22 protein-coding genes are annotated in these 25,733 nt (G+C 70.0%); 18 read left to right on the top strand and 4 right to left on the bottom strand.

The features are described from left to right. Nucleotides 1-89: 89 nt before the first annotated feature. From ACIPV1_RS14895 to ACIPV1_RS14865, 7 genes are all read left to right on the top strand, one after another. Nucleotides 90-1,484 carry a branched-chain amino acid ABC transporter permease gene (locus tag ACIPV1_RS14895; protein WP_235035783.1) on the top strand — a complete coding sequence of 465 codons (1,395 nt, stop codon included), beginning with the start codon at nucleotides 90-92 and terminating at the stop codon, nucleotides 1,482-1,484. A 12-nt stretch (nucleotides 1,485-1,496) separates the two neighbouring features. After that, nucleotides 1,497-2,483, top strand: a complete 987-nt coding sequence (locus ACIPV1_RS14890; RefSeq protein WP_123293176.1) for a branched-chain amino acid ABC transporter permease — start codon at nucleotides 1,497-1,499, stop codon at nucleotides 2,481-2,483. After that, entirely contained in the window at nucleotides 2,476-3,378 is a 903-nt protein-coding gene (locus ACIPV1_RS14885; RefSeq protein ID WP_123293178.1) for an ABC transporter ATP-binding protein, read from the top strand. Before ACIPV1_RS14890 ends, ACIPV1_RS14885 begins: the two co-directional genes overlap by 8 nt. Next, nucleotides 3,375-4,193, top strand: coding sequence for an ABC transporter ATP-binding protein (locus ACIPV1_RS14880; protein WP_123293180.1), 819 nt, complete (start codon nucleotides 3,375-3,377; stop codon nucleotides 4,191-4,193). The genes ACIPV1_RS14885 and ACIPV1_RS14880 overlap by 4 nt, the downstream gene beginning before the upstream one ends. A 189-nt stretch (nucleotides 4,194-4,382) precedes the next feature. Then, nucleotides 4,383-4,574: a hypothetical protein gene (locus tag ACIPV1_RS14875; RefSeq protein WP_123936942.1), complete on the top strand. Its 192-nt coding sequence runs from the start codon at nucleotides 4,383-4,385 to the stop codon at nucleotides 4,572-4,574. A 104-nt stretch (nucleotides 4,575-4,678) separates the two neighbouring features. Continuing rightward, nucleotides 4,679-5,797, top strand: a complete 1,119-nt coding sequence (locus ACIPV1_RS14870; RefSeq protein ID WP_123293181.1) for a GuaB3 family IMP dehydrogenase-related protein — start codon at nucleotides 4,679-4,681, stop codon at nucleotides 5,795-5,797. A gap of 65 nt (nucleotides 5,798-5,862) precedes the next feature. Next, entirely contained in the window at nucleotides 5,863-7,749 is a 1,887-nt protein-coding gene (locus ACIPV1_RS14865; protein ID WP_402726723.1) for a glycerol-3-phosphate dehydrogenase/oxidase, read from the top strand. Between the two features lie 133 nt (nucleotides 7,750-7,882). Here ACIPV1_RS14865 and ACIPV1_RS14860 read toward each other — a convergent pair whose 3' ends face one another. Continuing rightward, complete coding sequence (locus ACIPV1_RS14860) at nucleotides 7,883-8,383, bottom strand: hypothetical protein (RefSeq protein ID WP_402726722.1); 501 nt, start codon at nucleotides 8,381-8,383, stop codon at nucleotides 7,883-7,885. A gap of 75 nt (nucleotides 8,384-8,458) precedes the next feature. Between ACIPV1_RS14860 and ACIPV1_RS14855 the strand changes: the two genes are divergently transcribed. From ACIPV1_RS14855 to guaA, 5 genes are read left to right on the top strand one after another with little or no spacing between them, the layout of a single operon-like run. After that, on the top strand, nucleotides 8,459-8,989 hold the full coding sequence (locus ACIPV1_RS14855) for a cation:proton antiporter regulatory subunit (protein WP_071260110.1): 531 nt from the start codon (nucleotides 8,459-8,461) through the stop codon (nucleotides 8,987-8,989). A gap of 3 nt (nucleotides 8,990-8,992) precedes the next feature. After that, complete coding sequence (locus ACIPV1_RS14850) at nucleotides 8,993-10,444, top strand: cation:proton antiporter (RefSeq protein ID WP_132099123.1); 1,452 nt, start codon at nucleotides 8,993-8,995, stop codon at nucleotides 10,442-10,444. A 5-nt stretch (nucleotides 10,445-10,449) separates the two neighbouring features. After that, nucleotides 10,450-11,229 (top strand): SURF1 family cytochrome oxidase biogenesis protein, encoded by a 780-nt coding sequence (locus ACIPV1_RS14845; RefSeq protein ID WP_123671443.1) that lies wholly within the window; start codon nucleotides 10,450-10,452, stop codon nucleotides 11,227-11,229. A gap of 10 nt (nucleotides 11,230-11,239) precedes the next feature. Then, nucleotides 11,240-11,686, top strand: coding sequence for a DUF3817 domain-containing protein (locus tag ACIPV1_RS14840; protein ID WP_111083416.1), 447 nt, complete (start codon nucleotides 11,240-11,242; stop codon nucleotides 11,684-11,686). After that, nucleotides 11,683-13,263: a glutamine-hydrolyzing GMP synthase gene (gene guaA, locus ACIPV1_RS14835; RefSeq protein WP_123936938.1), complete on the top strand. Its 1,581-nt coding sequence runs from the start codon at nucleotides 11,683-11,685 to the stop codon at nucleotides 13,261-13,263. The genes ACIPV1_RS14840 and guaA overlap by 4 nt, the downstream gene beginning before the upstream one ends. 304 nt (nucleotides 13,264-13,567) lie before the next feature. Here the strand turns inward: guaA and ACIPV1_RS14830 are convergent, their stop codons facing one another. Continuing rightward, nucleotides 13,568-14,431, bottom strand: coding sequence for a Bax inhibitor-1/YccA family protein (locus ACIPV1_RS14830; RefSeq protein WP_194671721.1), 864 nt, complete (start codon nucleotides 14,429-14,431; stop codon nucleotides 13,568-13,570). A gap of 36 nt (nucleotides 14,432-14,467) precedes the next feature. Further along, nucleotides 14,468-15,475: a DUF817 domain-containing protein gene (locus ACIPV1_RS14825; RefSeq protein WP_402726721.1), complete on the bottom strand. Its 1,008-nt coding sequence runs from the start codon at nucleotides 15,473-15,475 to the stop codon at nucleotides 14,468-14,470. A 106-nt stretch (nucleotides 15,476-15,581) separates the two neighbouring features. Here ACIPV1_RS14825 and ACIPV1_RS14820 point away from each other — a divergent pair, with 106 nt between their 5' ends. The 6 genes from ACIPV1_RS14820 (at nucleotide 15,582) to ACIPV1_RS14795 (ending at nucleotide 25,071) form a co-directional block, all read left to right on the top strand. After that, a complete protein-coding gene (locus ACIPV1_RS14820) occupies nucleotides 15,582-16,592 on the top strand; it encodes a glycerophosphodiester phosphodiesterase family protein (RefSeq protein ID WP_402726720.1) in 1,011 nt (336 codons plus the stop codon). A 12-nt stretch (nucleotides 16,593-16,604) separates the two neighbouring features. Next, complete coding sequence (locus ACIPV1_RS14815) at nucleotides 16,605-19,049, top strand: ATP-dependent helicase (RefSeq protein WP_123293192.1); 2,445 nt, start codon at nucleotides 16,605-16,607, stop codon at nucleotides 19,047-19,049. A gap of 150 nt (nucleotides 19,050-19,199) precedes the next feature. Then, complete coding sequence (locus tag ACIPV1_RS14810) at nucleotides 19,200-20,621, top strand: pyridoxal-dependent decarboxylase (RefSeq protein ID WP_123936934.1); 1,422 nt, start codon at nucleotides 19,200-19,202, stop codon at nucleotides 20,619-20,621. Beyond that, a complete protein-coding gene (locus tag ACIPV1_RS14805; RefSeq protein ID WP_123936933.1) occupies nucleotides 20,618-21,994 on the top strand; it encodes a lysine N(6)-hydroxylase/L-ornithine N(5)-oxygenase family protein in 1,377 nt (458 codons plus the stop codon). The genes ACIPV1_RS14810 and ACIPV1_RS14805 overlap by 4 nt, the downstream gene beginning before the upstream one ends. Next, nucleotides 21,991-24,366, top strand: a complete 2,376-nt coding sequence (locus ACIPV1_RS14800) for a GNAT family N-acetyltransferase (protein ID WP_402726719.1) — start codon at nucleotides 21,991-21,993, stop codon at nucleotides 24,364-24,366. Before ACIPV1_RS14805 ends, ACIPV1_RS14800 begins: the two co-directional genes overlap by 4 nt. A gap of 132 nt (nucleotides 24,367-24,498) precedes the next feature. After that, the gene (locus ACIPV1_RS14795) at nucleotides 24,499-25,071 is read left to right on the top strand and encodes a hypothetical protein (RefSeq protein WP_402726718.1); all 573 of its coding nucleotides are present in this window, start codon (nucleotides 24,499-24,501) and stop codon (nucleotides 25,069-25,071) included. Between the two features lie 16 nt (nucleotides 25,072-25,087). Here the strand turns inward: ACIPV1_RS14795 and ACIPV1_RS14790 are convergent, their stop codons facing one another. Further along, complete coding sequence (locus ACIPV1_RS14790) at nucleotides 25,088-25,723, bottom strand: pyridoxal 5'-phosphate synthase (protein ID WP_123671450.1); 636 nt, start codon at nucleotides 25,721-25,723, stop codon at nucleotides 25,088-25,090. Nucleotides 25,724-25,733: the final 10 nt, after the last annotated feature.

Genomic DNA, 25,733 nt, shown 5'->3' with positions numbered 1-25,733 from the left:
CGCGACGACTCACAGCGGGAACGAGCTGGAAACACGGGTGTCACACAATCCCCATAGCGTCACTCGACATCCGAACGAGAGGCTCTTCCGTGGGATCCATCACTCCTCCGGGACGGGCGCAGCCGCGCCTGTTCCGCCTCCGCCAGGCCCGGCGACGACCGGTCCTGGCGGCCGTGCTCGTCGCCGCGTTCCTGGCGACCTTCCTGATCGACTGGGCGGTCACCCTGCCGGCCTTCAGTGCCACGTCGGCACCGGCGACCAGCCAGGCCTGCACCGTCAGCCCGACGAACGGGTGCATCCAGGGCACGATCACCGACTCCGAGCGGGAACCGGCCGACGACGTCGACGTCGACGTCGCCGGGCCCGGCGGCTTCGCCGAGACCGCCACCACGAACGCCGACGGCCGCTGGTCGGTCAGCGTCGACGAGGCCGGTGAGTACACCGTGAGCGTCGACCAGGACACCCTGCCGAAGGGCCAGTACCTGACGAACGCGGCGGACGCGGAACGCAAGGTCCAGGCGACCCTGAACGCCAACGTCGGGCAGATCTTCCAGCTGTCCGACCAGAAGGGCGCCACCACCACGACGGACTCGTCGAGCGTCAGCCCGCAGCGGGCCTGGCAGCAGTTCGCCTCGGGGATCCGCCTCGGCCTGCTCATCGCGCTGGCGTCGATCGGTCTCTCGCTCATCTACGGCACGACGGGGCTGTCGAGCTTCTCGCACGGCGAGCAGGTCACCCTCGGGGGGCTGCTGGCCTACGTGTTCGCGAACCAGCTCGGCTGGAACATCTGGGTGACCGGCATCGTCGTCACGCTGCTGTGCGCGGCGACCGGGTACCTGCAGGACGCCGGGATCTGGCGGCCACTGCGGCGCAAGCGGATCAGCCTCACGCAGCTCATGATCGTGACGATCGGTCTGTCGATCGCCGCCCAGTACGCGTTCCAGTACTTCTTCGGCGCCGCGACCGTCCGGATCCAGCAGGGCAACCCCGAGACCGTCCGGTTCGCCGGGGTCACGCTCACGGTGCAGTCCTACGTGGCGATGGGCATCGCGCTGGTCGTCCTGATCGCCACCGGCCTGTTCCTGGCGAAGACGCGCTTCGGCCGGGCCACCCGCGCAGTGTCGGACAACCCGGCGCTCGCCGCGGCGTCCGGCATCGACGTCGACCGGGTCATCCGGTTCGTGTGGACCCTCGCCGCCGGTCTCGCCGGCCTGTCCGGCGTGATGCTCGGCCTTGTGCTGAACGGCGTGAACTGGCAGACCGGCCTGCAGCTGCTCCTGCTCATGTTCGCCTCGGTGACCCTCGGTGGTCTCGGCACGGCCTACGGCGCGCTGGTGGGGTCGATGATCATCGGCGTCGTCGTCGAGCTCACGAACCTCGTGCTCCCCGGTGACTTCAAGTACGCCACCGCCCTCGTCATCCTCATCCTCATCCTGCTGTTCCGGCCGCAGGGCATCTTCGGCCGCGCCGAGCGGGTCGGCTAAGGGAGCACGCGCATGGACTACATCCTCAACCTGCTGTCCTCGCTCACCCAGGAGGCCCTCGCCCCGACCACGGCGGCGTTCGCCCTGGCGGCCATCGGACTGAACGTGCACTTCGGCCTGACCGGGCTCGTGAACATGGGGCAGGCGGCGTTCCTGCTGCTCGGCGCCTACGGCTTCGCGATCTCGATCACGAACGGGCTGCCGTTCGTGATGGCCGTGCTCATCGCCCTGCTCGTCGCCATCGTGTTCGCGATCATCCTCGGCGTCCCCACGTTGCGGCTCCGCGGCGACTACCTGGCGATCGTGACGATCTCCGGCGCCGAGATCATCCGCATGGTCGGCCGCTCCAGCCTGCTGACCACGACGACGGGTGGCTCCAACGGCATCACCGGATCGAGCTATCGCGACCCGTTCACCGCCCTGAGCCCGCTGCCGGACGGCACCACGACCATCCTCTGGTTCACCTACGCGAACAACGGCGTCAACGGCTGGTGGATCCGCATCGCCGCCTGGGCCCTCGTCGCGCTGTTCACCTTCGTGCTCTTCCTGCTCATGCGCAGCCCCTGGGGCCGTGTCCTGAAGGCGATCCGCGAGGACGAGGACGCCGTCCGCTCCCTCGGCAAGAACGTCTACTCGTACAAGATGCAGGCGCTCGTCTTCGGTGGTGCGCTCGGAGCGCTGGCGGGGATCATCTACGTCCTGCCGAGTTCGGTGCAACCGGACGCCATGGGCCGCTCGATGACGTTCTTCATCTGGACGGCGCTCATCCTCGGCGGTGCCGCGACGGTGTTCGGTCCGGTGCTCGGCGCAGTGCTGTTCTTCGTCGTCCGGCTCTTCATCCGCACCCTGGCCGGCGACTTCATCCCCGACTCGATCATGAACGCCCAGCAGGCCGAGCAGTTCTCGTACGTGCTCGTCGGCGTCGCGCTCATGCTCCTGATCGTGTTCCGACCACAGGGCCTGCTCGGCAACAAGAAGGAGCTGACGTTCAGTGTCTGAGACCTACGGCTACACGAAGGCCGACCCGATCCTCACGGTCGACGGCGTCACCCGGCACTTCGGCGGCATGACCGCCGTGGACGTCGACCACCTCGAGGTCCAGCGCGGCTCCATCACCGCCCTGATCGGCCCGAACGGCGCCGGCAAGACGACCTTCTTCAACCTGCTGACCGGCTTCGACAAGCCCAGCCCCGGTGCCAGGACGCAGTTCAACGGCGCCACGCTGCAGAAGACCAGCGCGACCCACATCGCCAACCGCGGCATGGTCCGCACCTTCCAGCTGACGAAGGCGTTGTCGCGGCTCACCGTGATGCAGAACATGCTGCTCGGCGCCCGCGACCAGCCCGGCGAGAACTTCTTCGCCGCGCTGATCAAGCCGGTGTGGGCGAAGCGCGAGCGGGAGATCACCGCGAAGGCCGAGGACCTCCTCGCCCGCTTCAAGCTCGACGACAAGGCGGACGACTACGCCGGGTCGCTGTCGGGCGGCCAGCGGAAGCTCCTCGAGATGGCCAGGGCACTGATGTCCGACCCGACGATGATCATGCTCGACGAGCCGATGGCGGGCGTGAACCCCGCGCTGACGCAGTCGCTGCTCGGGCACATCCAGTCCCTGCGCGACGACGGAATGACCGTGCTGTTCGTCGAGCACGACATGCACATGGTCCGGCACATCTCGGACTGGGTGGTCGTGATGGCCGAGGGCAAGGTCGTCGCCGAGGGGCCGGCGGACACCGTGATGGACGACCAGGCGGTCATCGACGCGTACCTGGGTGCGCACCACGACACCGACCTGGGTGACGACTCGCTCCTCACCGAGGAGACCTTCGAGGAACTGGCGGAGGAAGTCGCGGAAGAAGACGCGGCGGACGCAGCAGCAGAGGAGAAGACCCGATGACGGACGCAGTCGACCCCACGAACGCGAGCAGCGCCTCCAGTCCGGAAGCGCCGAAGGCGAGCACCGCCACGCTGGAACGCGAGCCGGTGCTGAGCGCGAAGAACCTCGTCGCCGGCTACCTGCCGGGGGTGAACATCCTGAACGGCTGCGACCTGGACTGCTACCCCGGTGAGCTCATCGGGATCATCGGGCCGAACGGTGCGGGCAAGTCCACGCTGCTCAAGGCCTTGTTCGGTCTCGTGTCGATCCGCGAGGGGTCGGTCACGCTGCAGGGTGAGGACATCACGAACCTCAAGGCGAACAAGCTCGTGCAGGCCGGCGTCGGCTTCGTCCCGCAGACGAACAACGTGTTCCCGTCGCTGTCCATCGAGGAGAACCTGCAGATGGGGCTGTACCTGCGGCCCCGCAAGTTCGCCGAGCGCCTCGAGGTCATCTACGACCTGTTCCCGGTGCTCGCGCAGCGCCGCGGCCAGCGGGCGGGGTCCCTGTCCGGCGGCGAGCGGCAGTCGGTCGCCATGGCGCGTGCGCTGATGATGGACCCGAAGGTGCTGCTGCTCGACGAGCCGAGTGCCGGACTGTCCCCGGTGCGGCAGGACGAGACGTTCCTGCGGACCCGCCGGATCAACAAGGCCGGTGTGTCGATCGTCATGGTGGAGCAGAACGCGCGACGCTGTCTGCAGATCTGCGATCGTGGGTACGTGCTCGACCAGGGGAGGAACGCGTACTCGGGCACGGGGAAGGAACTCGCGGACGACCCGAAGGTCATCGAGCTGTACCTCGGGACGCTCGCCAAGGACGTCGACGCGGGGCGCTAGCGCGCTGTGTCGACTGCGGGTACCGCTGTGGGGGTGGTATCCGCGACGGGTGGGGCCGTGCGTGGTCGCTTCGCGCCGCACGGCCCCGCTCCTGCATGCGGTTGTCTGTTGGCCCACCCCGGTGCGTGGCCGGCTCCGGTTCTGCCGGGAGGCCCGCCCCGCGTCCGCCGGGTCGGTATCGTTCCGCAGGTGCAGAGACTGTCGGCGGGCGCGATGGACGCCCTGGTGTGGGTGGTCTTCATCGCGCTGTTCGTCGGTGCGGCGCTGCTCGTGAAGGTGGCGGCTGCGCTCCTGGTTGTGCTCGTGGTGCTCGCGCTCCTGCTCGGCTTCGTGCTGCGGGTGCTCCGCAAGCGACGCCGGACCCCGCGCCGCCCCCGCTGACCTCGCACCACGCGCGGCGCCCCTCGCACGGTGCGAGGCCGCCAGCCGCTGACCGCACCGTCCGGTCCGTGCACGCCCCCGGACCTGCCCGGTAGGCTTGCCGGGTGAGCGAAGTCGAGATCGGTGCAGGCAAGCGCGGACGTCGGGCGTACGCGTTCGACGACATCGCGGTGGTCCCCTCCAGGCGCACGCGTGACCCGCGCGACGTCAGCGTGCAGTGGTCGATCGACGCGTTCACCTTCGCGTCGCCGATCCTCTCCGCGCCGATGGACTCCGTGTCCTCGCCGGCCACGGTCATCCAGATGGGCAAGCTCGGCATCCTGGGCGTCCTCGACCTCGAGGGGCTGTGGACCCGCTACGAGGACCCGACGCCCTACTACGACGAGATCAAGTCGCTCACCGACGGCAACGTCACCAAGCGCATGCAGGAGATCTACTCCGAGCCGATCAAGCCGGAGCTGATCACCGCGCGCCTGGCCGAGATCCGTGCCGCCGGGGTGCCGGTCGCCGGCTCGCTCAGCCCGCAGCGCACGCAGGAGTTCTCGAAGACGGTCGTCGACGCCGGTGTCGACCTGTTCGTCATCCGCGGCACGACGGTCTCGGCCGAGCACGTGTCGCAGAACGAAGAGCCCCTCAACCTCAAGAAGTTCATCTACGAGCTCGACGTCCCCGTGATCGTGGGCGGTGCCTCGACGTACACGTCGGCGCTGCACCTCATGCGCACCGGTGCTGCCGGCGTCCTCGTCGGCTTCGGCGGCGGTGCTGCGTCCACCACGCGGGCCGCGCTGGGCATCCACGCGCCGATGGCCACCGCGGTCGCCGACGTCGCGGGTGCGCGTCGTGACTACCTCGACGAGTCGGGTGGCCGCTACGTGCACGTCATCGCCGACGGCGGTCTCGACACCGCCGGCGACGTCGTCAAGGCGATCGCGGTCGGTGCAGACGCCGTCATGCTCGGCACCGCGCTCGCCCGTGCCACCGAGGCACCGGGCGGCGGCTTCCACTGGGGTGCCGAGGCGCACCACCCGGAGCTGCCCCGAGGCCGCCGGGTCGAGGTGGGCACGATCGCCCCGCTCGAGAACGTGCTGAACGGCCCGACCCCGACGTTCGACGGCCGCGCCAACCTCGTCGGTGCGCTGCGCCGCTCGATGGCGACGACCGGATACTCCGACGTCAAGGAGTTCCAGCGAGTAGAAGTGGTCGTGGCGCCGTACCACCAGTGATCCTGGTGGCACCCGCGCACCGACGCGGGTGACGCTTCGGCGCCGACCGTGACCCGGAGGCGACGATGGCGAAGTCCAGCACCACGAAGCAGACCAGTTCGGCCGGACGTCCTGGCGACGTCGTGCCGGGGGCGGGGTTCGACCCCGCGGCCAAGCTCGGCCCCGACGAACGCGCGGCGGCGATCGAGACCCTCAAGACGAAGGAACTCGACGTCCTGGTCGTGGGCGGCGGCATCGTCGGTGCGGGCAGTGCGCTCGACGCCGTCACCCGTGGCCTGACCGTCGGCATCGTCGAGGCCCGTGACTGGGGCTCCGGCACGTCGAGCCGTTCGTCGAAGCTCGTGCACGGTGGCATCCGCTACCTGGAGCAGTTGAACTTCGGGCTCGTGCGCGAGGCCCTCATCGAACGCGGCCTGCTGCTGCAGCGGATCGCCCCGCACCTGGTGAAGCCGGTGCGCTTCCTCTACCCGCTCAACCACCGCGTGTGGGAACGGTTCTACATCGGCATCGGCATGGCGATGTACGACGCCTTCAGTTGGTCCGGCGGTCGTCCGCCCGGGGTCCCGCACCACCGGCACCTCAGCCGCACGCAGGTGCTCCGTTCCATGCCGTCGCTCAAGAAGGACGCCTTCGTCGGCGGCATGACCTACTACGACGCCCAGGTCGACGACGCCCGCTACGTCGCTTCGCTCGTCCGCACGGCGGCGTCCTACGGTGCGCACGCCGCGAGCCGGATCCGGATCGAGGGCTTCATCAAGGTGGGGGAGCGCGTGGTCGGCGCCCAGGCCCACGACATCCAGACCGGCGAGCGGTTCGAGATCCGCGCGAAGCAGGTCGTGAACGCCACGGGCGTCTGGACGGACGACACCCAGGCGATGATCGGCACCCGCGGGCAGTTCAAGGTGCGGGCGTCGAAGGGCGTGCACCTGGTCATCCCGCGCGACCGGTTCCAGTCGAACATGGGCATGATCCTGCGCACCGAGAAGAGCGTGCTGTTCGTGATCCCGTGGGGCCGGCACTGGCTGGTCGGCACGACCGACACCGACTGGTACCTCGACAAGGCGCACCCGGCGGCGACCGCGGCCGACATCGACTACATCCTCGAGCACGTCAACAAGGTGCTCCGCGTCCCGCTCACCCGTGAGGACGTCGAGGGCGTCTACGCCGGCCTCCGTCCCCTGCTGGCGGGGGAGTCCGACCAGACCTCGAAGCTCAGCCGCGAACACGTGGTGGCGCACACGGTGCCCGGGCTCGTGGTGGTCGCCGGCGGCAAGTGGACCACCTACCGGGTGATGGGCAAGGACGCCATCGACGAGGCCGTCGCCGCGATGGACGGCAAGATCCCGGCGTCGACGACCGAGGACATCCCACTGCTCGGCGCCGAGGGCTACCCGGCCGCGTGGAACCGCCGCGCACGGACCGCCCGCAGCTTCAACGTGCACAAGGTCCGCATCGAGCACCTGCTGAACCGCTACGGCACCCTGGCCACCGAGGTGCTGCAGCTCGTCGAGCAGGACCCGACCCTGGCCGAGCCGCTGCCGGGAGCCGACGACTACATCGGTGCCGAGGTCGTGTACGCCGCCTCGCACGAGGGGGCCCTGCACCTGGAGGACGTCCTCGCCCGCCGCACCCGCATCTCGATCGAGGCCTGGGACCGTGGTGAGTCGGCGGCCCCGGTCGCCGCGAAGCTCATGGCCGACGTGCTCGGCTGGGACCAGGAGACCTCCGAACACGAGGTGTCGAACTACCTGAAGCGTGTGGCCGCGGAACGCGAGTCGCAGCTGCAGCCCGACGACGAGAGCGCGGACCGAGTGCGGCTCGAGGCACCGGACATCGCGTTCGGCTTCGACGAGGACGACGTCGTCGTGGGCGGCGGCCGCAGCAGCGGCGCCGAGGGCGCGAAGGCGTCCGACGAGCAGGGGGTGGGGGAGAAGACGAGCGAGCCGGAGTAGCGACCGCGCGTTGCGGACGCGGCCACGGGCTTCTCCCCACCGGCACGGCCGTGACGCCGCTGGCGCGTCGCCCCGGAACCGGCGGCGTGGGCCCCGACCGGGAACACCGGACGGGAGGCCCGTGGTGTGTCCGTCAGGCGGTCAGCGTCCCCGACACGGCGCGGCCACGGCGTCGCTCGCCGACCACGAGCACGACCGGGATCGCGAGCAGCGCGATGAGGCTGGTGACGTAGAGGACACCGGCCCAGATGGTGTGGTCCTCGCCGCCGATGCCGTAGCCGTCGGCCACGTCCATCCCGAGCTGGAAACCGGAACCGAACACCTGGACGGCGCCGGCGGCCACGATCGCCAGCAGCCAGGCGGCAGCGAAGTGCGCCATCGTCCGCCGGACCAGCGTCACGATCAGGACCGTGACCGCCAACGCGATGCCGACCGCCGCGATCACGAGCACGGCCACGACGTCGGTCCGCACCCGGTACCCCTGCGCGTCGAGGTGGCCGTAGATCGCACCGAGCGACTGCCCCGGCACCGCGCCGAGCGGATCGAGCACGAGCGCGTTGAGCGCCAGCAACCCCGCGTACAGCGTGACGACCAGCGTCCCGACGACACCGACGACGATCCGAGTTCTCCCCATCCACAGAACAGTAGCGACCGGAATGCGCGGGGCCGTGCGGTGGTTAGCATGGGCGTACTCGAAAAGGGAGCCATCATGGTCGACGTCCATCGCGTCAAACTCCCCGGAGTCGGCGTGCTGCACAGCTTCTACACCGACGACGGTGGCAAGTGCGGTGTCATCACGCACCGGTCGGGTCACTCCGACCTCATCTCGTTCGCCGACGTCTCCGACGGCGCGGACAAGTCCGAGAAGGTCTCGCTGCGCCTCAGCGAGGACGAGGCGCACACCCTCGCCGAACTCCTGGGCGGCACCCGGATCACCGAGGGCCTCGACAAGCTCGACGAGATCCCCGGGCTGTCCATCGACTGGTTCTCGGTCGACTACGACGACGCGATCGCCGGCAAGCCGCTCGGCGACCTGCACGACTCCGGCTTCATCGGCCTGACCGTCGTGGCCGTGGTCCGTGGCGACAGCGCCAACCCGGCACCCTCGCCGGACTTCGTCGTCTTCCCCGGTGACACCATCGTCGTCGCCGGTTCCCCCGAGAAGGTCGCCAAGGCCTTCTCCTTCTACCGCAGCGGAGAGCTTGCGGCCGCATCGGCCGAGGCCCCGCGGAAGAGCTAGCGCATGCACCTGGGCGGTGAACTGCTCACCATCGGTGTGCTGTTCGTCATCGCCTACGTGCTCGGGCGGCTCGGCAAGACCATCGGTCTGCCGGCGATCCCGATCTACATGATCGTCGGGCTCATCGCGAGCCCGCACACGCCGTGGATCGGCCTGAACGTCGAGTCGCACACGATCGAGCTCATCGCGACGTTCGGGCTCATCCTGCTGCTGTTCAACCTCGGGTTGGAGTTCGACCAAGAGGAGTTCTACGGCAACGCCGGCAAGCTCCTGGTGTCGGGCGGCACCTACGTCGTCATCAACATGGGCGTCGGGTTCGCCTTCGGCTTCTCGCTCGGCTGGGGCACCCGAGAAGCCCTGATCATCGCGGGCATGACGGCCACCTCGTCGAGCGCGATCGTGACGAAGCTCCTCATCGAGCTGCGACGACTCGCGAACGACGAGACCCCGATGATCCTGGGCGTCACGGTCATCGAGGACGTCTTCATCGCCGTCTACCTGGCGATCGTCTCCGTCGTGCTGTCCGGCGACACCAACGCCTGGGCCGTCGTCGGCAAGCTCGCGCTCGCGTTCGGCTTCCTCATCGTGATGTTCACGCTCGCCCGGTTCGCCGGCAAGTGGGTGTCGAAGATCTTCGCGACGCGTGACGACGAACTCTTCACGGTGCTGTTCTTCGGGCTCGCCGTGATGTTCGGTGGCATCGGCGACCTGCTCGGCGTGACCGACGCCATCGGCGCGTTCGTCATCGGGCTGCTCTGCGGCGCCACCCGGTACCGCGACCGCATCGAACAGCTCGCCCTGCCGATGCGTGACGTCTTCGCCGCGTTCTTCTTCGTGAACTTCGGCCTCGGCCTCGACCTGTCGACCTTCGGCGAGGTGCTCTGGCCGGTCCTCGGTGCGATCGGCATGACGGTCGTGCTCAACGCGGTCGCCGGGCAGATCGTCGCGCGCATGAACGGCTTCAACGTCCAACAGGGGATCAACACCGCCGTCATCCTGGTGAACCGTGGCGAGTTCGCGCTGATCCTCGCGACGCTCTCGGCTGCCGCCGGACTGGAGGCCCGGATCACCGCGTTCGCGGGCCTCTACGTCCTCGTCATGGCGATCCTCGGGCCGCTGCTCGCGGTGAACTCGGAGCGGATCGGCCGCCTCGTGGTGCGCCCCGCCCGCCTCGCCCGCCTGCGCGGACGACTCGGTGGTCGCCGTGCGGTCGCTGCGGCTGCCGCCGCCGAGGCAGCAGAGGCCGAGGAGGCCGAGGCAGCGTCCGCCGCCGCGGTCCGCCGTGCCGAGCGGGACCGCCAGTTCGCGGAGGAGTTCGCGCTCGTGGAGGCCGCTGGCAGGGACGAGCAGGAGAATGGGTCACCGGAGGCGACCGACGAACCCGTCACGTCGCCCGTCGAGATCCCCACCGAGCGCCCTGAGCGTCCGGTCCGACAGCGCGATCCGGAGTACTGATACAGATGTGGGCCGTTGCCCGACGACCGAGGTGGATCGCGCTGCTGTTGCTGGCGCTCGTGCTCGCGGCGGTGTTCGCCGGGCTGGGCAAGTGGCAGCTCGAGCGGAGCATCGCCAACGGCAAGCCGCTGCCGGCGACCACCGAGACCCGCAAGACGCTCGAGGCGGTCACCGCCCCGGAAGAACCCGCGAGCGAGACCATCGCCGGCCAGAAGGTCACCGTCACCGGCACGTTCGTCGCCGGCGACACCACGATCCTGACCGGCCGCACCGGGGGTGGGACGTACCAGACCGTCGGGCACTTGGTGGACTCGGATGGTGGGGCGAGCCTCCCGGTCGTCATCGGGTGGTCCGACCAACGGTCGGCTGCGGTCGCCGGTGGTGACCGCCTGACGGACGGGCAGACGCTCACGGTGCAGGGCCGGTACTACCCCGCCGAGTCGCCCGACCAGGACACCTACAAGCAGGCGGAGTACTCCGCCGTGGCACCCGCGCGCTTCGTGAACACCTGGAAGGCGTTCGACGACCGGATGTACCTCGGGTACGTCGTCGCCGACGGTGCCACCGCGCAGGCCGCCGACCTCGGCACCATCGCCGACCGGGCGCCGTCGCGCGAGGTCCAGTTCGACTGGCTGAACCTGTTCTACGCGATCGAGTGGGTCGTCTTCGCCGGCTTCGCGGTGTTCCTCTGGTACCGGTTCGTGAAGGACGCCTGGGAGCGCGAGGAAGAGGAGCGGCGTGAGGCTGCCCTCAGCGTCGACGGGGCACTCGCGGACCGACGGTAGGCTGGTCGTCATGGCCTTGACCGTCCGAACCCGCGACATCCCGAAGATCCCGGGTGCGGTGAAGTGGTACCGCGTCTCCGCGTACATCACCGGTGTGCTGCTGCTGGCCCTCGTGATCGAGGTCATCATCAAGTACACGCCGCTCCAACTCGAGATGCAGCTCGGCAACGGCCCGTTCTTCGTGCCGAACGGCACGGCCGGCGAAGCACCCGGCACGTTCAACCTGTCGATCGCGATCCTCATCGCGCACGGCTGGCTGTACGTCCTCTACCTCTTCACGGACTTCCGTCTGTGGAGCATCATGCGCTGGAAGCCCTCCCGCTTCCTGCTCATCGCCCTCGGTGGCATCATCCCGTTCATGTCCTTCGTGGTCGAACACCGCATGCAGCAGAAGGCCATGGACACCTACCACGAGCTGATCGCTGCCCAGCAGCGTGAGAAGGAGGCCGCTCGGTGAGCGAGACCGAACAGCGTCCCGTCCTCGTCGTCGACTTCGGGGCCCAGTACGCGCAGCTCATCGCGCGTCGGGTCCGTGAAGCGAACGTCTACAGCGAGATCGTCCCGCACTCCATCACGGCGGAGGAGATCCGCGCGAAGGACCCCGCAGCCATCGTGCTGTCCGGTGGTCCGTCGTCCGTGTACGAAGAAGGTGCACCGACCCTCGACGGCGACATCCTCGACCTCGGCGTCCCCGTGCTCGGCATCTGCTACGGCTTCCAGGCCATGGCGACCGCCCTCGGTGGCGAGGTCGCGAACACCGGCCTGCGTGAGTACGGCGCGACGTCCGTCGACGTCAGCGGCACCGACAGCGTCCTGCTCGGCGGGCAGCCCGGGTCCCAGGTCACGTGGATGTCGCACGGCGACTCCGTGGCGAAGGCCCCCGAGGGCTTCGAGGTCCTCGCGTCGAGCGCGTCGACCCCCGTCGCGGCCTTCGCGTCCGACGAGCGCAAGCTCTACGGCGTGCAGTGGCACCCCGAGGTGAAGCACTCCGAGCACGGCCAGGCCGTCCTCGAGAACTTCCTGCACCGCGCGGCCGGTCTGCCCGGCGACTGGAACTCGAGCAACGTCATCGACGAGCAGGTCGCCCGGATCCAGGCCCAGGTCGGGTCGAACCGCGTGATCGCCGGGCTGTCCGGCGGTGTCGACTCCGCCGTCGCCGCAGCCATCGTGCACAAGGCCGTCGGTGACCAGCTCACCTGCGTCTTCGTCGACCACGGGCTCCTCCGTGCCGACGAGCGCAAGCAGGTGGAAGAGGACTACGTCGCCTCCACCGGTGTCCGGCTCATCACGATCGACGCCGAGCAGCAGTTCCTCGACGCCCTCGCCGGTGTGAGCGACCCCGAGCAGAAGCGCAAGATCATCGGGCGCGAGTTCATCCGCACGTTCGAGGCCGCGGCCGAGGCACTCGTGCTCGAGGCGCGTGGGGACGGTGACGACGGCGAGGTCAAGTTCCTCGTGCAGGGCACCCTCTACCCCGACGTCGTCGAGTCCGGCGGCGGAGCGGGTACCGCGAACATCAAGTCGCACCACAACGTGGGCGGCCTGCCCGAGGACATGACCTTCGAGCTCGTCGAGCCGCTCCGTGCGCTCTTCAAGGACGAGGTCCGTGCCGTCGGTCGCGAGCTCGGTCTGCCCGAGGTCATCGTCGGCCGCCAGCCGTTCCCCGGACCGGGGCTCGGCATCCGCATCGTGGGTTCGGTCGACAAGCAGCGACTCGAGCTGCTCCGTGCCGCCGACAAGATCGCGCGCGAGGAACTCTCCGCAGCGGGCCTCGACGGGGAGATCTGGCAGTGCCCGGTCGTCCTGCTCGCCGACGTCCGCTCCGTGGGTGTCCAGGGTGACGGCCGCACGTACGGGCACCCGATCGTGCTCCGTCCGGTCTCGTCCGAGGACGCCATGACCGCGGACTGGACGCGCCTGCCGTACGACGTGCTCGCGAAGATCTCGAACCGCATCACGAACGAGGTGCCCGACGTCAACCGGGTCGTGCTCGACGTCACGTCGAAGCCGCCGGGGACGATCGAGTGGGAGTGACGCTCCCCTGAACGACCGGAGGCCCGGCACGCCCTGCGTGCCGGGCCTCCGCGCGTCCGGGGGCGGCGCTGCCGGGGGAATGGGTGCTGCTGGGGGTGGTCGAGTGGCGACAACACCCCGCGGGCCCGGTGCCGAGCGGTCACGAACTGTCGATTGGCCCCGAACCGGGCGACACTTCGTGACCACTCGCCGGGCGACCGGCGGGGTGTTGCGACCACTGGCGCTGCCGCCGCTCCCGCCCACAGCGCCCCGGGAACGACGAAGGGCCCCGGCAGCGCCGGGGCCCTTCGTGTACGCGGTGGTACTAGTTGCGCGCGCTGCTCGCGACGATGGCGAGGATGCGCAGGATCTCGAGGTACAGCCAGACGATCGTCATGATCAGGCCGAACGCCGCGGTCCAGGCGTAGATGCGGGGAGCTCCACGACGGACACCGGTCTGGATCTGGTCGAAGTCGAGGATCAGCGAGTACGCCGCCATGACCACGACGAGGATGCCGATGATCACGCCGAGCGGGATGCCGAAGACGGTGATCCCGAGGGCACCGAACGCGGTGTTCGTCACCCCGGTCCACATCAGGACCAGGTTGATGAGCGAGAACGCCATGTACCCGACCATGGCGACGAGGAAGAAGCGCGTGGCCTTCGGTGTGGCGCGGACCTTGCCCGATGCGAACAGCGCGAGCGTGACGGCGAAGACACCGAGTGTCCCGAACACCGCCTGGGTGACGATGCCGCCCCACATCGAGTTGTACGCGCCGGAGATGCCACCCACGAACAGGCCCTGGGCGAAGGAGTACGCCAGGACGAGGCCCGGTGAGGGCTTCTTCTTGAACATGTTCACGAGCGCCAGGACGAACCCGACGACGGCGCCGATGATCCAGACGATCGGGGGCAGGTTCCAACCGGCCACTGCACCGACGACGAGCACGCCGAAGGCGAGCAGCGTCTTGACGATGGTGTCCTCGTACGACATGCGGTCGGTGTCGACCGTCGATGCCGCCGGGCGGTCGTACATGTACTGCAGCTGCTCGGGGGTCATCCCGCCCTGTGCCTGCTGCGGGGTCTGTCCCCAGCCGGCCTGCTGCTGACCAGCGCCACGCCCGCCCCAGGTGTTGGGTCCCTGGGCGTTGAAGGCGGGGGACTGGTCGAAACCGGGCTTGAAGGCCATGGTGTCCTCTTCCTAGGAGATATGAGTCCTCTCAGCCTAGGTGCGCTCGGTCGCGGAAGGCTGAGGATTCGCGGCGAGCGGACGCGGGCCCGGAGGCCCTGACGACGGCAGCCTATGGGCACCCGCTGCGCGCGCGCCTCGAAGTCGTCGAGAGTCCGCCGTCCAACGCGCCGAGCCGGACGGCAGCGCCGAGCCCGACGGCACCGCCGGGTAGAGCCAGGTGACGAGCGCGACCGAGATCGTCATGAGCAGGAACCACGCGACGATCTTCGTCGGGGCCACCGGGTGCCAGACGGCGAGCTGCGCGGGGTAGCTCCACGCTCCGGCCCAGGTCGCGACGTTCTCGGCGAACCAGATGAACACGGCGACGAGTCCCATGGCGACGAGCACCGGCATGCGCATCGTCGCTCGGTGGATCCGGACGTGCATGGTCGTGCGGGCGAAGAGCAGGACGACGAGTGCGAGCAGGACCCAGCGGGCGTCGGGCAGGAAGTGGTGCCCGAAGAAGTTCAGGTACACGCCGGCAGCGACGACGGCGAGCAGCCACTGCCGCGGGTACCGGTCGAACCGCAGGTCGAACAGGCGGTACACGCGGACCATGTACGACCCGACCGCGCCGTACATGAACCCGGAGAACAGCGGAACCCCGGCGATCACGAACAGCCCGCCGGGTTCGTACGACCACGAGCCCATGTGCGTCTTGAAGACCTCCATGGCGGTGCCGACGACGTGGAAGAGCAGGACGACCCGGAGTTCCCGCACAGTCTCGAGCCCGAACACGAGCATGCCGAGCTGCAGCAGCACCGCCACGACGGTCAGCGCGTCGTTCCGGAACGCCGCCGGCACGGTCAGCGAGGCCACGGCCATCGAACCGAGCAGCAGCGCCCCGAACGCGCACGCCCACGCCTGCTTCGCGCCGAACACCAGGAACTCGGTGACGAACAGCCGGACGGGCCGGTGCGGCTGGTGCCCGGCGTCGAGCAGTCGGCGGGCGGCACGGTCGATCCGGGCCTCGACGGCGGTGGAGAGCGATCGGACGGTCATGCAGCGATGGTCAGCGCCGATGCTGAGATGCACGGGCTCCGGCCGGGCGCGTGTGTCCCGCGACACAGGACGGTCCGCCGTCACCCTGGCCCAGTAGGGTCGCGCCATGACCCTCGTGATCGCCCACCGCGGTGCGTCCGGCTACCGCCCCGAGCACTCGCGGAGCGCGTACGAACTCGCCATCGAGCTCGGTGCCGACGCGATCGAGCCGGACCTGGTGCCCACGAAGGACGGCGTGCTCGTGCTCCGCCACGAGAACGAGGTGTCCGGCACCACCGACGTCGCGGACCACCCGGCGTTCCGGCACCTGCGCACGACGAAGACCGTCGACGGCCGGAGCCTGACCGGCTGGTTCACCGAGGACTTCACCTGGGCCGAGCTGCAGACGCTCCGCACCCGGGAACGTCTTCCCGCGCTGCGGCCCGGGTCGGCCGAGCACGACGGCGAGGAGCCGGTCCTGCGCCTCGAGGACCTGCTCGCGATCCTCGACGCCGCGCCTCGTCCGGTCGGGCTGGTCGCCGAGGTCAAGCACGCGGCGTTCTTCGACCGCGCGGGCTTCCCGATGGGCGAACTCGTCGACCGCGCGCTCGGTGACGCCGGGTGGCGCCGTGACGAGCGGCTCACGGTCGAGAGCTTCGAGAAGGGCGTGCTCCGCGACCTGCGCGAGCGGCACACGGGTGGTCGGCTGGTGTACCTCCAGGAGGCCCGTGGCAGCGCCGCCGACGAGGTCGCGTCCCACGGATCGCTCGCCCCCACCTACGCCGCGGAGCGTTCCGAGGACGCGCTCGCGTCGTTCGCGACCGAGTTCCACGGCATCAGCGTCGACCTCGGCACGCTGATGGCCGGGGTGGACAGCGTCGCGCTCGAGGACCCGACGCCGGTCCGGAGCGCGATCGTCGACCGGGCGCACGCCGTGGGCCTCGCGGTGTACACGTGGACGCTCCGACCGGAGAACCGGTTCCTGCCCGGGCCGCTGCGCCGCGGTGGGGACGTCGCGGCCTTCGGCGACTGGGAGCGCTGGTACACCTCGGTGATCCGGACCGGCCTCGACGGGGTGTTCGCGGACCACACCGACCTGGCGGTCCTCGCCCGGTCGGCTGTCGGGGGTCCCGCTTAGACTGTCCCGAACATGACGATCGTGCTCGACCCCTTCGAATCGACGCCCGAGCCGGGCGCCGGTGCCCGTGCGTACGAAGACCCGTTCACCGCGGGTCTGAACCCCCAGCAGAAGGAAGCCGTCGAGTACCGCGGCGAGTCCCTGCTGATCGTGGCCGGTGCCGGATCCGGCAAGACGAGCGTCCTCACGCGCCGCATCGCGCTGCTGCTCGCCAACCGTGAAGCCTGGCCGTCGCAGATCCTTGCGATCACCTTCACGAACAAGGCCGCGGCCGAGATGCGTGAGCGCGTCCGGGCCCTGGTGGGTGGCGAGTCCGACGGCATGTGGATCTCGACGTTCCACTCGGCGTGCGTGCGCATCCTCCGGCGCGAGGCGGAGCGGTTCGGGTTCGCGCAGTCGTTCACGATCTACGACTCCGCCGACTCCAAGGCCCTGCTGAAGCGGATCATCAAGGACCTCGAGGCGGACACGCTCGGGCTCACGGTGGGCGCCGCGGCGTCGAAGATCTCGAAGCTCAAGAACGAGCTGCAGGACATCGACTCGTACGCGCGCAACATCAACGTGAACGACCCGCAGGAAGTCATGTTCACCGAGGTCTTCCGTCGGTACACGAACGACCTGCGCCGGGCGAACGCCTTCGACTTCGACGACCTCATCGGCCAGACCGTCTTCCTGTTCCGCGCGTTCCCCGAGGTCGCTGCGCTCTACCAGCGGCGCTTCCGCTTCATCCTCGTCGACGAGTACCAGGACACCAACCACGCGCAGTACTCCCTGATCCGCGAGCTCACGCGTCCGGTGCCGGTCGAGCAGGTCGACAAGCTCGAGGACTCCGGCCAGCACGTCGCCCGCATGCGCGAGCGCGACGGGTCGATCGCCGGAGCGTCCCTGACCGTCGTGGGCGACTCGGACCAGTCGATCTACGCGTTCCGCGGGGCCGACATCCGCAACATCGTCGAGTTCGAGCGCGACTTCCCGAACTCGAAGGTGATCCTGCTCGAGCAGAACTACCGCTCGACGCAGACCATCCTCGACGCCGCGAACGCCGTCATCGCGAACAACTTCGACCGTCAGGCGAAGAACCTGTTCACCGACGTCGGCGCGGGCGAGAAGATCGTCGGCTTCACCGGGTACACCGGCCACGACGAGGCCCAGTTCGTCGCCGACGAGATCCAGCGCCTGCGCGAGGACGGCATGGACTACCGCGACATGGCGGTGTTCTACCGGACGAACTCGCAGACCCGTGCGCTCGAGGAGATCTTCATCCGTGCCGCGATCCCGTACCGGGTGCTCGGCGGCACGAAGTTCTACGAGCGCGCCGAGATCAAGGACGCCATGGCGTACCTGATCACCGTGGCGAACCCCGCCGACCCGATGGCGCTCCGTCGTGTGCTCAACGTGCCGAAGCGCGGCATCGGCTCCGTCACCGAGACGACCCTGCAGCGCTACGCCGACGAGCACGAGACCACGATGCGTGATGCCCTGCGGCACGCGGGTGAGCTCGGCTTCGGGCCGAAGGTGCGGAACGCCATCACCGAGTTCGCGGCGCTGCTGGACTCCGTGTCCGAGAAGGCCCCGACGCAGCCGGTCGTCGACACCCTGACCCAGCTGCTCGACGGCTCCCACCTGCTCGAGAACCTGCGGAAGTCGCCCGACGCGCAGGACGCCGCCCGGGCCGACAACATCGACGAGCTCGTGGCGGTGACGCGCGAGTTCCAGAAGAACAACCCCGAGGGCACGCTGACGGACTTCCTGACCGAGGTCTCGTTGGTCGCAGCGGCGGACGAGCTCGACGACTCGTCCGGCACCGTGTCGCTCATGACGCTGCACACGGCCAAGGGGCTGGAGTACGAGGCTGTGTTCCTGACCGGCGTCGAGGAAGACCTGCTGCCGCACCGGATGTCCGCGAACGAACCGGGTGGTCCGTCGGAGGAACGCCGGTTGTTCTACGTCGGCATCACCCGTGCGAAGAAGGTCCTGTTCCTGTCACTGGCGATGACCCGCGCCCAGTTCGGTGACGTCAACGTCGCCATGCCGTCGCGCTTCCTGCAGGAGATCCCCGAGGGGCTCATCGAGTGGAAGCAGTCGCCGGGCATGGCGAACAGCCGTGGTGGCACGCAGCCCCGTGCGCTCAACGCGAAGCGCGAGGGCGGCATCGGCGGCGGCGGTGGCGGTGGTTACCGCGGCGGTGGCGGCTGGGGCGGTGGCTCGTACGACCGCGCGGCCGCTGCGTCGAAGACCCGCCCGAAGACCGAGTGGGCGAACCGGGTGTCCGGCCAGGTCCGCGACAACGGCGACATGGAACTCGTCGCCGGCGACCGGATCAAGCACGTCGACTTCGGCGAGGGCACCGTGTCGGCGGTGACCGGCCAGGGCGCGAAGCGCATCGCCGAGATCGCGTTCGACTCCGCGGGCCGCAAGAAGCTGCTCATCAAGATCGCGCCGATCGAGAAGCTCTAGCCAGAGCTGGCTGAACGTCCGTACACCCCGCCGGTTCCCCGGCGGGGTGCGTTCGTCGCGGGCACGAGGACGTCTCGCCACGCCCGAGACCTGGGAGTCCACCCCTGTTCGGGTGACACCGAAAAGCAGGTGAGGTTAGCCTTACCTAACGTGACACCCATCGAACTGCTGACCACTGCCAACGCCGAGCGCTACCGGTCGACCGTCGGGTCGACGGTGGACCAGCTCGCCGACCGACTCGCCACCGTCGACCGCCCGACGACCGCGACCGCCCCGGACGCGCTGCACGACCGCGTGCGCGCGGTCGACCTGGACGCCGCTCCCGTCGGGACGGCACAGGCGCTCGCCGAACTCGACGACCTGTTCGTCCGCGAGGCCGTGTGGTTCCACGACCCCGGCTACCTCGCGCACCTGAACTGCCCGGTCGCACTGCCCGCGGTCGCCGCCGAGTCCGTCCTCGCCGCGGTGAACCCGTCGGTCGACACCTGGGACCAGTCCCGCATCGGCACGGACATCGAACGCCACGTGGTCGACTGGCTGGCCCGTCGTGCCGGGTTCGCTGCCGGCGACGGGGTGTTCACCTCCGGTGGCTCGCAGTCCAACCTGCAGGCGCTGCTGCTGGCACGCGAAGCCGTCGGAGTCGCCGGCACCGTGTTCACGACGGCGGAGACCCACTTCAGCATCGCGAAGTCGGCACGCCTCCTCGGCCTCGAGGCCGTGGTCGACGTCGCCACCGACCACGCCGGTCGGATGCGACCGGCAGCCCTCGCGGAGGCGATCGCCGCGACCCGGGCAGCGGGCCGTACCCCGATCGCGGTCGTCGCGACCGCCGGCACCACCGACCGCGGGGTCATCGACCCGATCGAGCCGATCGCCGACGTGTGTGATCTGGAGGACGTCTGGCTGCACGTCGACGCCGCGTACGGCTGCGGACTGCTCGTCTCCCCGACGCGTCGGCACCTGCTCGCCGGCATCGAGCGGGCGCGCAGCGTGACGACCGATCTGCACAAGTCGTTCTTCCAGCCGGTGTCCTCGAGTGCGCTGCTCGTCCGTGACCCGGCCGACCTGCGCCGGACGGCCTGGTACGCCGACTACCTCAACCCCGAGGACGCCGCCGAGCCGAACCAGGTCGACAAGTCGCTGCAGACCACCCGCCGCTTCGACGCCCTGAAGCTCTGGGCGACGCTGCGCGCGACCGGGGCCGACGCGATCGGCACCGCGTTCGACGCCGTCATCGACCTCGCCGCCGCCACCCACCGGATCGTCGAGGAGCACCCCGACCTGGTGCTCGTCGCCCCGACGCAGCTCAGCACCGTGCTCTTCCGCTGGCAGCCGGCCGGGGTGACCGACGAGCAAGCCGACGCGCTCGTCGCACCGATCCGTGCTGCGCTGCTCGCCGAGGGCCGGGTCCTCATCGCGAAGACCGTGATCGACGGCCGACCCTGCAACAAGCTGACGCTGCTCAACCCCGAGACCACCCCGGCGCAGATGCGCGCCTCGCTGGAGCACGTCGCCGCGACGGCCGCGCGCGTCCGAGCCGTCACCACCACCACGGAAGGAGCGATCCGATGAGCCACGATGAGCAGCCCGTCCACGACCTGATCGGCATCGGCATCGGCCCGTTCAACCTCGGCCTCGCCTGCCTCACCGACCCGCTCGACGACCTCGACGCGGTGTTCCTCGACGCCGCCGACGGCTTCGCCTGGCACCACGGCATGATGCTCGACGACGCCACGATCCAGGTGCCCTTCATGGCGGACCTGGTGACGATGGCCGACCCGACCTCGCCGTTCTCGTTCCTCGCGTGGCTCAAGGAGACCGGCCGCCTGTACCCGTTCTACATCCGCGAGGACTTCCACCCCCTGCGCAGCGAGTACGACGCCTACTGCCGGTGGGCCGCCGACCGGCTCGACACGCTCCGGTGGGGCCGGTCCGTCACGGCCGTCGAGCACGACACGGCGACGGACGTGTTCACGGTGCACGCCGAGACCGATCAGGGTCCCGAGACGTACCGCGCACGCCACGTCGTGGTCGGCATCGGGACGGAGCCGTCGGTCCCCGCCCCGCTGCGTGGGATCGCCGGACCGGTGATCCACTCCGCCGAGTTCCTGCCGAACCGCGACGCGCTCCGCGGCGCCGCCTCGATCGCGGTGGTCGGCAGCGGGCAGTCCGCTGCCGAGGTCTACCGCGAGCTGCTCGAGGACCTGCGCCAAGACGGCTACCGACTCGACTGGATCACCCGGTCGCCGCGGTTCTTCCCGATGGAGGACACGAAGCTCACGCTCGAGATGACGAGTCCGGAGTACACGGACCACTTCCACGGCCTGCCCGAGGATGCTCGCGACCGTCTCGGGCGCGAGCAGCGCGGGCTGTACAAGGGCATCAGTGCGGACCTGGTCGACGAGCTCTACGACCAGCTGTACCGGATCAGCGCTCGAGGCCCGATCCCGACGACCCTGCGCACCGAGACGAGTGTCGTCGACGCCGAGTGGCTCGCCGACCGGGGGACGTACCGGCTGACGCTCCGCCACGAGCAGCTCGGCGAGACGTACGAGCACGAGGTCGAGCGGCTCGTCCTGGCGACCGGCTACACGCCGCGCACGCCACGGTTCCTCGACCCCGTCGAGCACCTCGTCGCCCGTGACTCCCGTGGTCGCCTGGCCGTCGCGCGCGATCACCACGTCGACACGCTCGGCGGACGCATCTGGGTGCAGAACGCCGAGGAGCACACGCACGGCCTGACCGCGCCCGACCTCGGCATGGGTGCGTGGCGGAACGCGTCGATCATCCGGTCCGTCACGGGTCGCCCCGTGTACGGCCTGGAGGCCCGGATCGCCTTCCAGGAGTTCGGCCTGCCCGCCACGGACCAGTCCACCGCCGCTCCCGCCGGTGCGCACCGCGCGCCGGCCCGGCAGGCGACCGAGCGCACGGAGGTGCCCGCATGAGCGCGCACGTGACGAGCAGTGCACCGGCCGGTGCGCCCGAGGCGACGGTGTCTGCCGGAGTCGCTCCGGGCCTCCTGGCCGTCGAACCCGTGGACCCGGAACGCGACGCCGCCGTCGTCCAGTCGTGGCTCGCCCACCCGGCGTCGTCGTGGTGGGAGATGGGCGACCTCGACGTGGACGGCGTCCGGGACTACCTGACCGGCGTGCAGGCGGACCCGGCGCAGGCTGCGTGGCTCGGCCGACGCGACGGTGAGCCGTGCTTCCTGGTCGAGACCTACGACCCCGCCGCCGTCCTGCTCACCGACGTGTGGGCGGCGGAGCCCGGCGACGTCGGCATGCACCTGCTCGTCGCACCGGTGCCGGCCGGCGGCCGCGTGCACGGACTGACGAGCGCCGTGATGCGCGCCGTCGTCGAGCACTGCCGCGACGTCCTCGGCGCGCGGCGGGTCGTCGTCGAGCCGGACGTGCGGAACACCGCGGTGCAGGCGAAGAACGCCGAGGTGGGCTTCCGCGCACTGCGCCAGGTCGACGTCGACGGCAAGCGGGCACTGTTGTCCGTGCTCGACACCGACCGGATCGGCGTGCCCGACGACGACGGTCCGGCCGCGCACCTGCGACCCGAGCACCTGGAACCCGCCGAACGACACCTGGTGGCGAAGGCCATCGCCGAGTTCACCCACGAGCGGCTGATCGCACCCGTGCCGGACGGGGAGGGGTGGCGGCTCGACGCGGGGGACTCGACCTACCGGTTCCACGCACGGCAGCACGTGCTCGAACACTGGTCGATCGACGAAGCCTCGCTGACGCGCACTCGCGCTGGGACGCCGGCGTCGCTCAGTGCGCAGGACTTCGTGCTCGAACTGCACGAGGTGCTCGGGATCCCCGACGAGCTGCTCGGGACGTACCTGGAGGAGATCGCCTCGACCCTGGCGAGCGCTGCTGCGAAGCACCGGCGGGGCGGGCCGTCCGCCGCGCAGCTCGCGCGTGGGCGGACGGGCGACTCCGTCGAGGCTGCCGTCGCCTCGTTCCAGGACGTCGAGGCAGCGATGACCGAGGGCCACCCGGCGTTCGTCGCCGCGAACGGGCGGATCGGGTTCGGACTCGATGAGTACCGGGCCTTCGCGCCGGAGGTCGGCGGTCGGTTCCGGTACCGGTGGCTCGCCGCCCGACGGGAGCACACGCACCTGGCGCTCGCCGCGGACCGGACCGAGCGCGACCACTGGGCGGCCGAGCTCGACCCGCAGACCATCGCCGGGTTCCGCGCCACGCTGGAACGTCGAGGCCTCGACCCCGACGACTACGTGTGGATCCCCGTGCACCCCTGGCAGTGGCAGCACCGGATCGCCGTGACGTTCGCACCCGACCTGGGGCGGCAGGACCTCGTCGACCTCGGCGAGGGGCCGGACGAGTACCAGCCCCAGCAGTCGATCCGTACCGCGTTCGACCACTCGGACCCGACGCGCTCGTACGTCAAGACGGCGCTCGCCGTGCAGAACATGGGGTTCCTGCGGGGGATGTCGCCCGCGTACATGCGGAACACTCCGGCGGTGAACGACTGGGTCGAGTCGATCGTCAGCGCCGACCCGACGCTGGCCTCGGTCGGGTTCTCGGTGCTCCGTGAGCACGCCGCCATCGGCTACACCGGCGACGCGTACCACCGGGTCGACGTGTCGTCGCCGCAGCGCAAGATGCTCGCGGCCCTGTGGCGGGAGAGCCCGCTGCCGCGGGTGACGGACGGCGAGCGACTGCTGACGATGGCGGCGCTGCTGCACCGGGACGCCTCGGGGAACGCCGTCGTGTCGGCGCTGATCGAGGCATCGGGGCTGCCTGCCGATGAGTGGGTGCGGCGCTGGCTCGACGCCTACCTGTTGCCCGTCGTGCACTGCCTGACCGTGCACGACCTGGTGTTCATGCCGCACGGCGAGAACCTCGTGCTCGTCGTCCGCGACGGCGCCGTTGTCCGTGCCGTCATGAAGGACATCGGGGAGGAAGCCGCGGTGCTCGGGCGGCACGACGATCGCCCCGTGCCCGCCGACATCGACCGAATCGTGCACCCGGTGTCCGACGACGAAGCCGCGCTCGCGGTGTTCACCGACGTGTTCGACGGGGTGCTGCGGTTCGTCGCGGCGATCCTCGACGACGACGGGGTGCTGCCGGAAGGCCGGTTCTGGGAGGTCGTGGGGGAGTGCATCGACGCGCACGCCGCCGCGCACCCGGACCGCCGCCGTCCGTTGGACCTGCGGGTGCCGACGTTCGAGCACTCCTGCCTGAACCGGCTGCAGCTGCGGAACACCCTGTCGATGGTCGACCTGACGGACCAGTCGTCGTCGCTCATCCGGGCGGGGGCGATGGGTAACCCGATCGGGCGGTAGGGGCTGCGCGGCGGACGGCGGACCTACTCGGTGCGAGGTTGACCACTCCGTGCAGCGCAAGAAGCGCGCACGGAGTGGTCAACCTCGCACCAGCCGGAGCGGCGCCGGTGCGGGGTGCGGGAGACTGGCCTGGTGCAGACGGGCGGGGGCGGCGCGATGGACGAGGTCACGGTCGACATCGGGGACGTCGTCGACGCGGATCAGACCTGGCGCCGTGCATTCCGACCAGTCAGGCGCATCCGAGGCGCCGGACTGTTGCTCGGCGGGGCGGTCCTCGTCGGGGGAGTCGTCGTCGCGGACCGGCCGAGAGACCGCGGTACCGCAGTGGTCCTGGTCGGCACGGTGCTGGTTGCCGCGGGGCTCATCGCCCTCGGGTACCTGGTCACGCGACGCCGGCTCCGGCTGGCCCGGGCTGCGCGGACGACGGCCGTCGATGCCGGTGTCGCTCGTGTCCTCACGCAGGCGCGGGCTGCTGGCGTCCCCGACCTCGACCCTGCCAGCGTTCGACGTGTGTTGGTCGAGACCGACAACGGACCGGGGCCCTGGTACGACCCGAAGCTCGGTCCGCACACATGGCCGGTGTGGCGCGTGCGGACCACCGACCCCACGGCGACGGTGTTCGTGGTGGCCAGGAAGTCCGACGACGCCCGGTCGCTGACGATCACCGTCGAGTCCGCAAAGCCGTCGTGGTGGCAGCGGGACTGACCGGGAGCGGACTCGACTACGGCTGCAGGCGGGTGGCCGACCAGGTGCCGTCGGCGAGCACGTACTGCAAGCGGCGGTGCATCCGGTCGCGGCTGCCGTGCCAGAACTCCACCACGTCGGGCTCGAGCCGCCACGCGACCCACCCGGCCGGCCGTGGGACGGCGTCGTCGGACTCGTCGAGCAGCACGTTGGCGTCGTCGATCAAGTCCTGCAGCGTCCGCGGTTCGAGCACGGCGGACTGGTCCGCGATGGCGGTGGCGGCGCGGGACTTCGGCGACCGGTCGGCGAACAGCGCGTCGGATTCGTCGTCGGACAGCTGCACGGCCCGGCCCTCGAACCGGAGCTGCTGCATGGTCTCGCGCCAGTAGACCTGGAGTGCCGCGTGCGGGTTGTCGGCGAGCTGACGACCCTTCGGGCTCAGCGTCGAGGTGCCGAACACGAGCCCGCGGTCGTCGAGCCGCTTCACGTCGACCGTGCGGGCGGACACCCGGCCGTCCGCACCGGCTGTGGCGAGGGTCATCGACTTCGGCTCGGAGACGTCGCGTTCGTCCGCGGCATCCAGCCACTGCTGCGCGAGGTCGAGCGGCGACGCCGGGGGTGCGTCGAACTCGGGCAGGTGCAGGGAGTCGTCACCGGACAGGGAAGAGGACATGGGCCCACCC

It is taken from the genome of Curtobacterium sp. NPDC089991 (assembly GCF_044748425.1).
In the GTDB taxonomy this organism is placed as follows: Bacteria; Actinomycetota; Actinomycetes; order Actinomycetales; family Microbacteriaceae; genus Curtobacterium.
This window is presented reverse-complemented; position numbering and strand designations above follow the sequence as displayed.

Excerpts from the sequence above, each read along its gene's own strand:
- ACIPV1_RS14890 (WP_123293176.1), top strand. The coding sequence starts at position 1,497 with ATGGACTACATCCTCAACCTGCTGTCCTCGCTCACCCAGGAGGCCCTC.
- ACIPV1_RS14880 (WP_123293180.1), top strand. The coding sequence starts at position 3,375 with ATGACGGACGCAGTCGACCCCACGAACGCGAGCAGCGCCTCCAGTCCG.
- ACIPV1_RS14865 (WP_402726723.1), top strand. The coding sequence starts at position 5,863 with ATGGCGAAGTCCAGCACCACGAAGCAGACCAGTTCGGCCGGACGTCCT.
- ACIPV1_RS14860 (WP_402726722.1), bottom strand. The coding sequence starts at position 8,383 with ATGGGGAGAACTCGGATCGTCGTCGGTGTCGTCGGGACGCTGGTCGTC.
- ACIPV1_RS14855 (WP_071260110.1), top strand. The coding sequence starts at position 8,459 with ATGGTCGACGTCCATCGCGTCAAACTCCCCGGAGTCGGCGTGCTGCAC.
- ACIPV1_RS14850 (WP_132099123.1), top strand. The coding sequence starts at position 8,993 with ATGCACCTGGGCGGTGAACTGCTCACCATCGGTGTGCTGTTCGTCATC.
- ACIPV1_RS14845 (WP_123671443.1), top strand. The coding sequence starts at position 10,450 with ATGTGGGCCGTTGCCCGACGACCGAGGTGGATCGCGCTGCTGTTGCTG.
- ACIPV1_RS14840 (WP_111083416.1), top strand. The coding sequence starts at position 11,240 with ATGGCCTTGACCGTCCGAACCCGCGACATCCCGAAGATCCCGGGTGCG.
- ACIPV1_RS14830 (WP_194671721.1), bottom strand. The coding sequence starts at position 14,431 with ATGGCCTTCAAGCCCGGTTTCGACCAGTCCCCCGCCTTCAACGCCCAG.
- ACIPV1_RS14825 (WP_402726721.1), bottom strand. The coding sequence starts at position 15,475 with ATGACCGTCCGATCGCTCTCCACCGCCGTCGAGGCCCGGATCGACCGT.
- ACIPV1_RS14820 (WP_402726720.1), top strand. The coding sequence starts at position 15,582 with ATGACCCTCGTGATCGCCCACCGCGGTGCGTCCGGCTACCGCCCCGAG.
- ACIPV1_RS14815 (WP_123293192.1), top strand. The coding sequence starts at position 16,605 with ATGACGATCGTGCTCGACCCCTTCGAATCGACGCCCGAGCCGGGCGCC.
- ACIPV1_RS14805 (WP_123936933.1), top strand. The coding sequence starts at position 20,618 with ATGAGCCACGATGAGCAGCCCGTCCACGACCTGATCGGCATCGGCATC.
- ACIPV1_RS14800 (WP_402726719.1), top strand. The coding sequence starts at position 21,991 with ATGAGCGCGCACGTGACGAGCAGTGCACCGGCCGGTGCGCCCGAGGCG.
- ACIPV1_RS14790 (WP_123671450.1), bottom strand. The coding sequence starts at position 25,723 with ATGTCCTCTTCCCTGTCCGGTGACGACTCCCTGCACCTGCCCGAGTTC.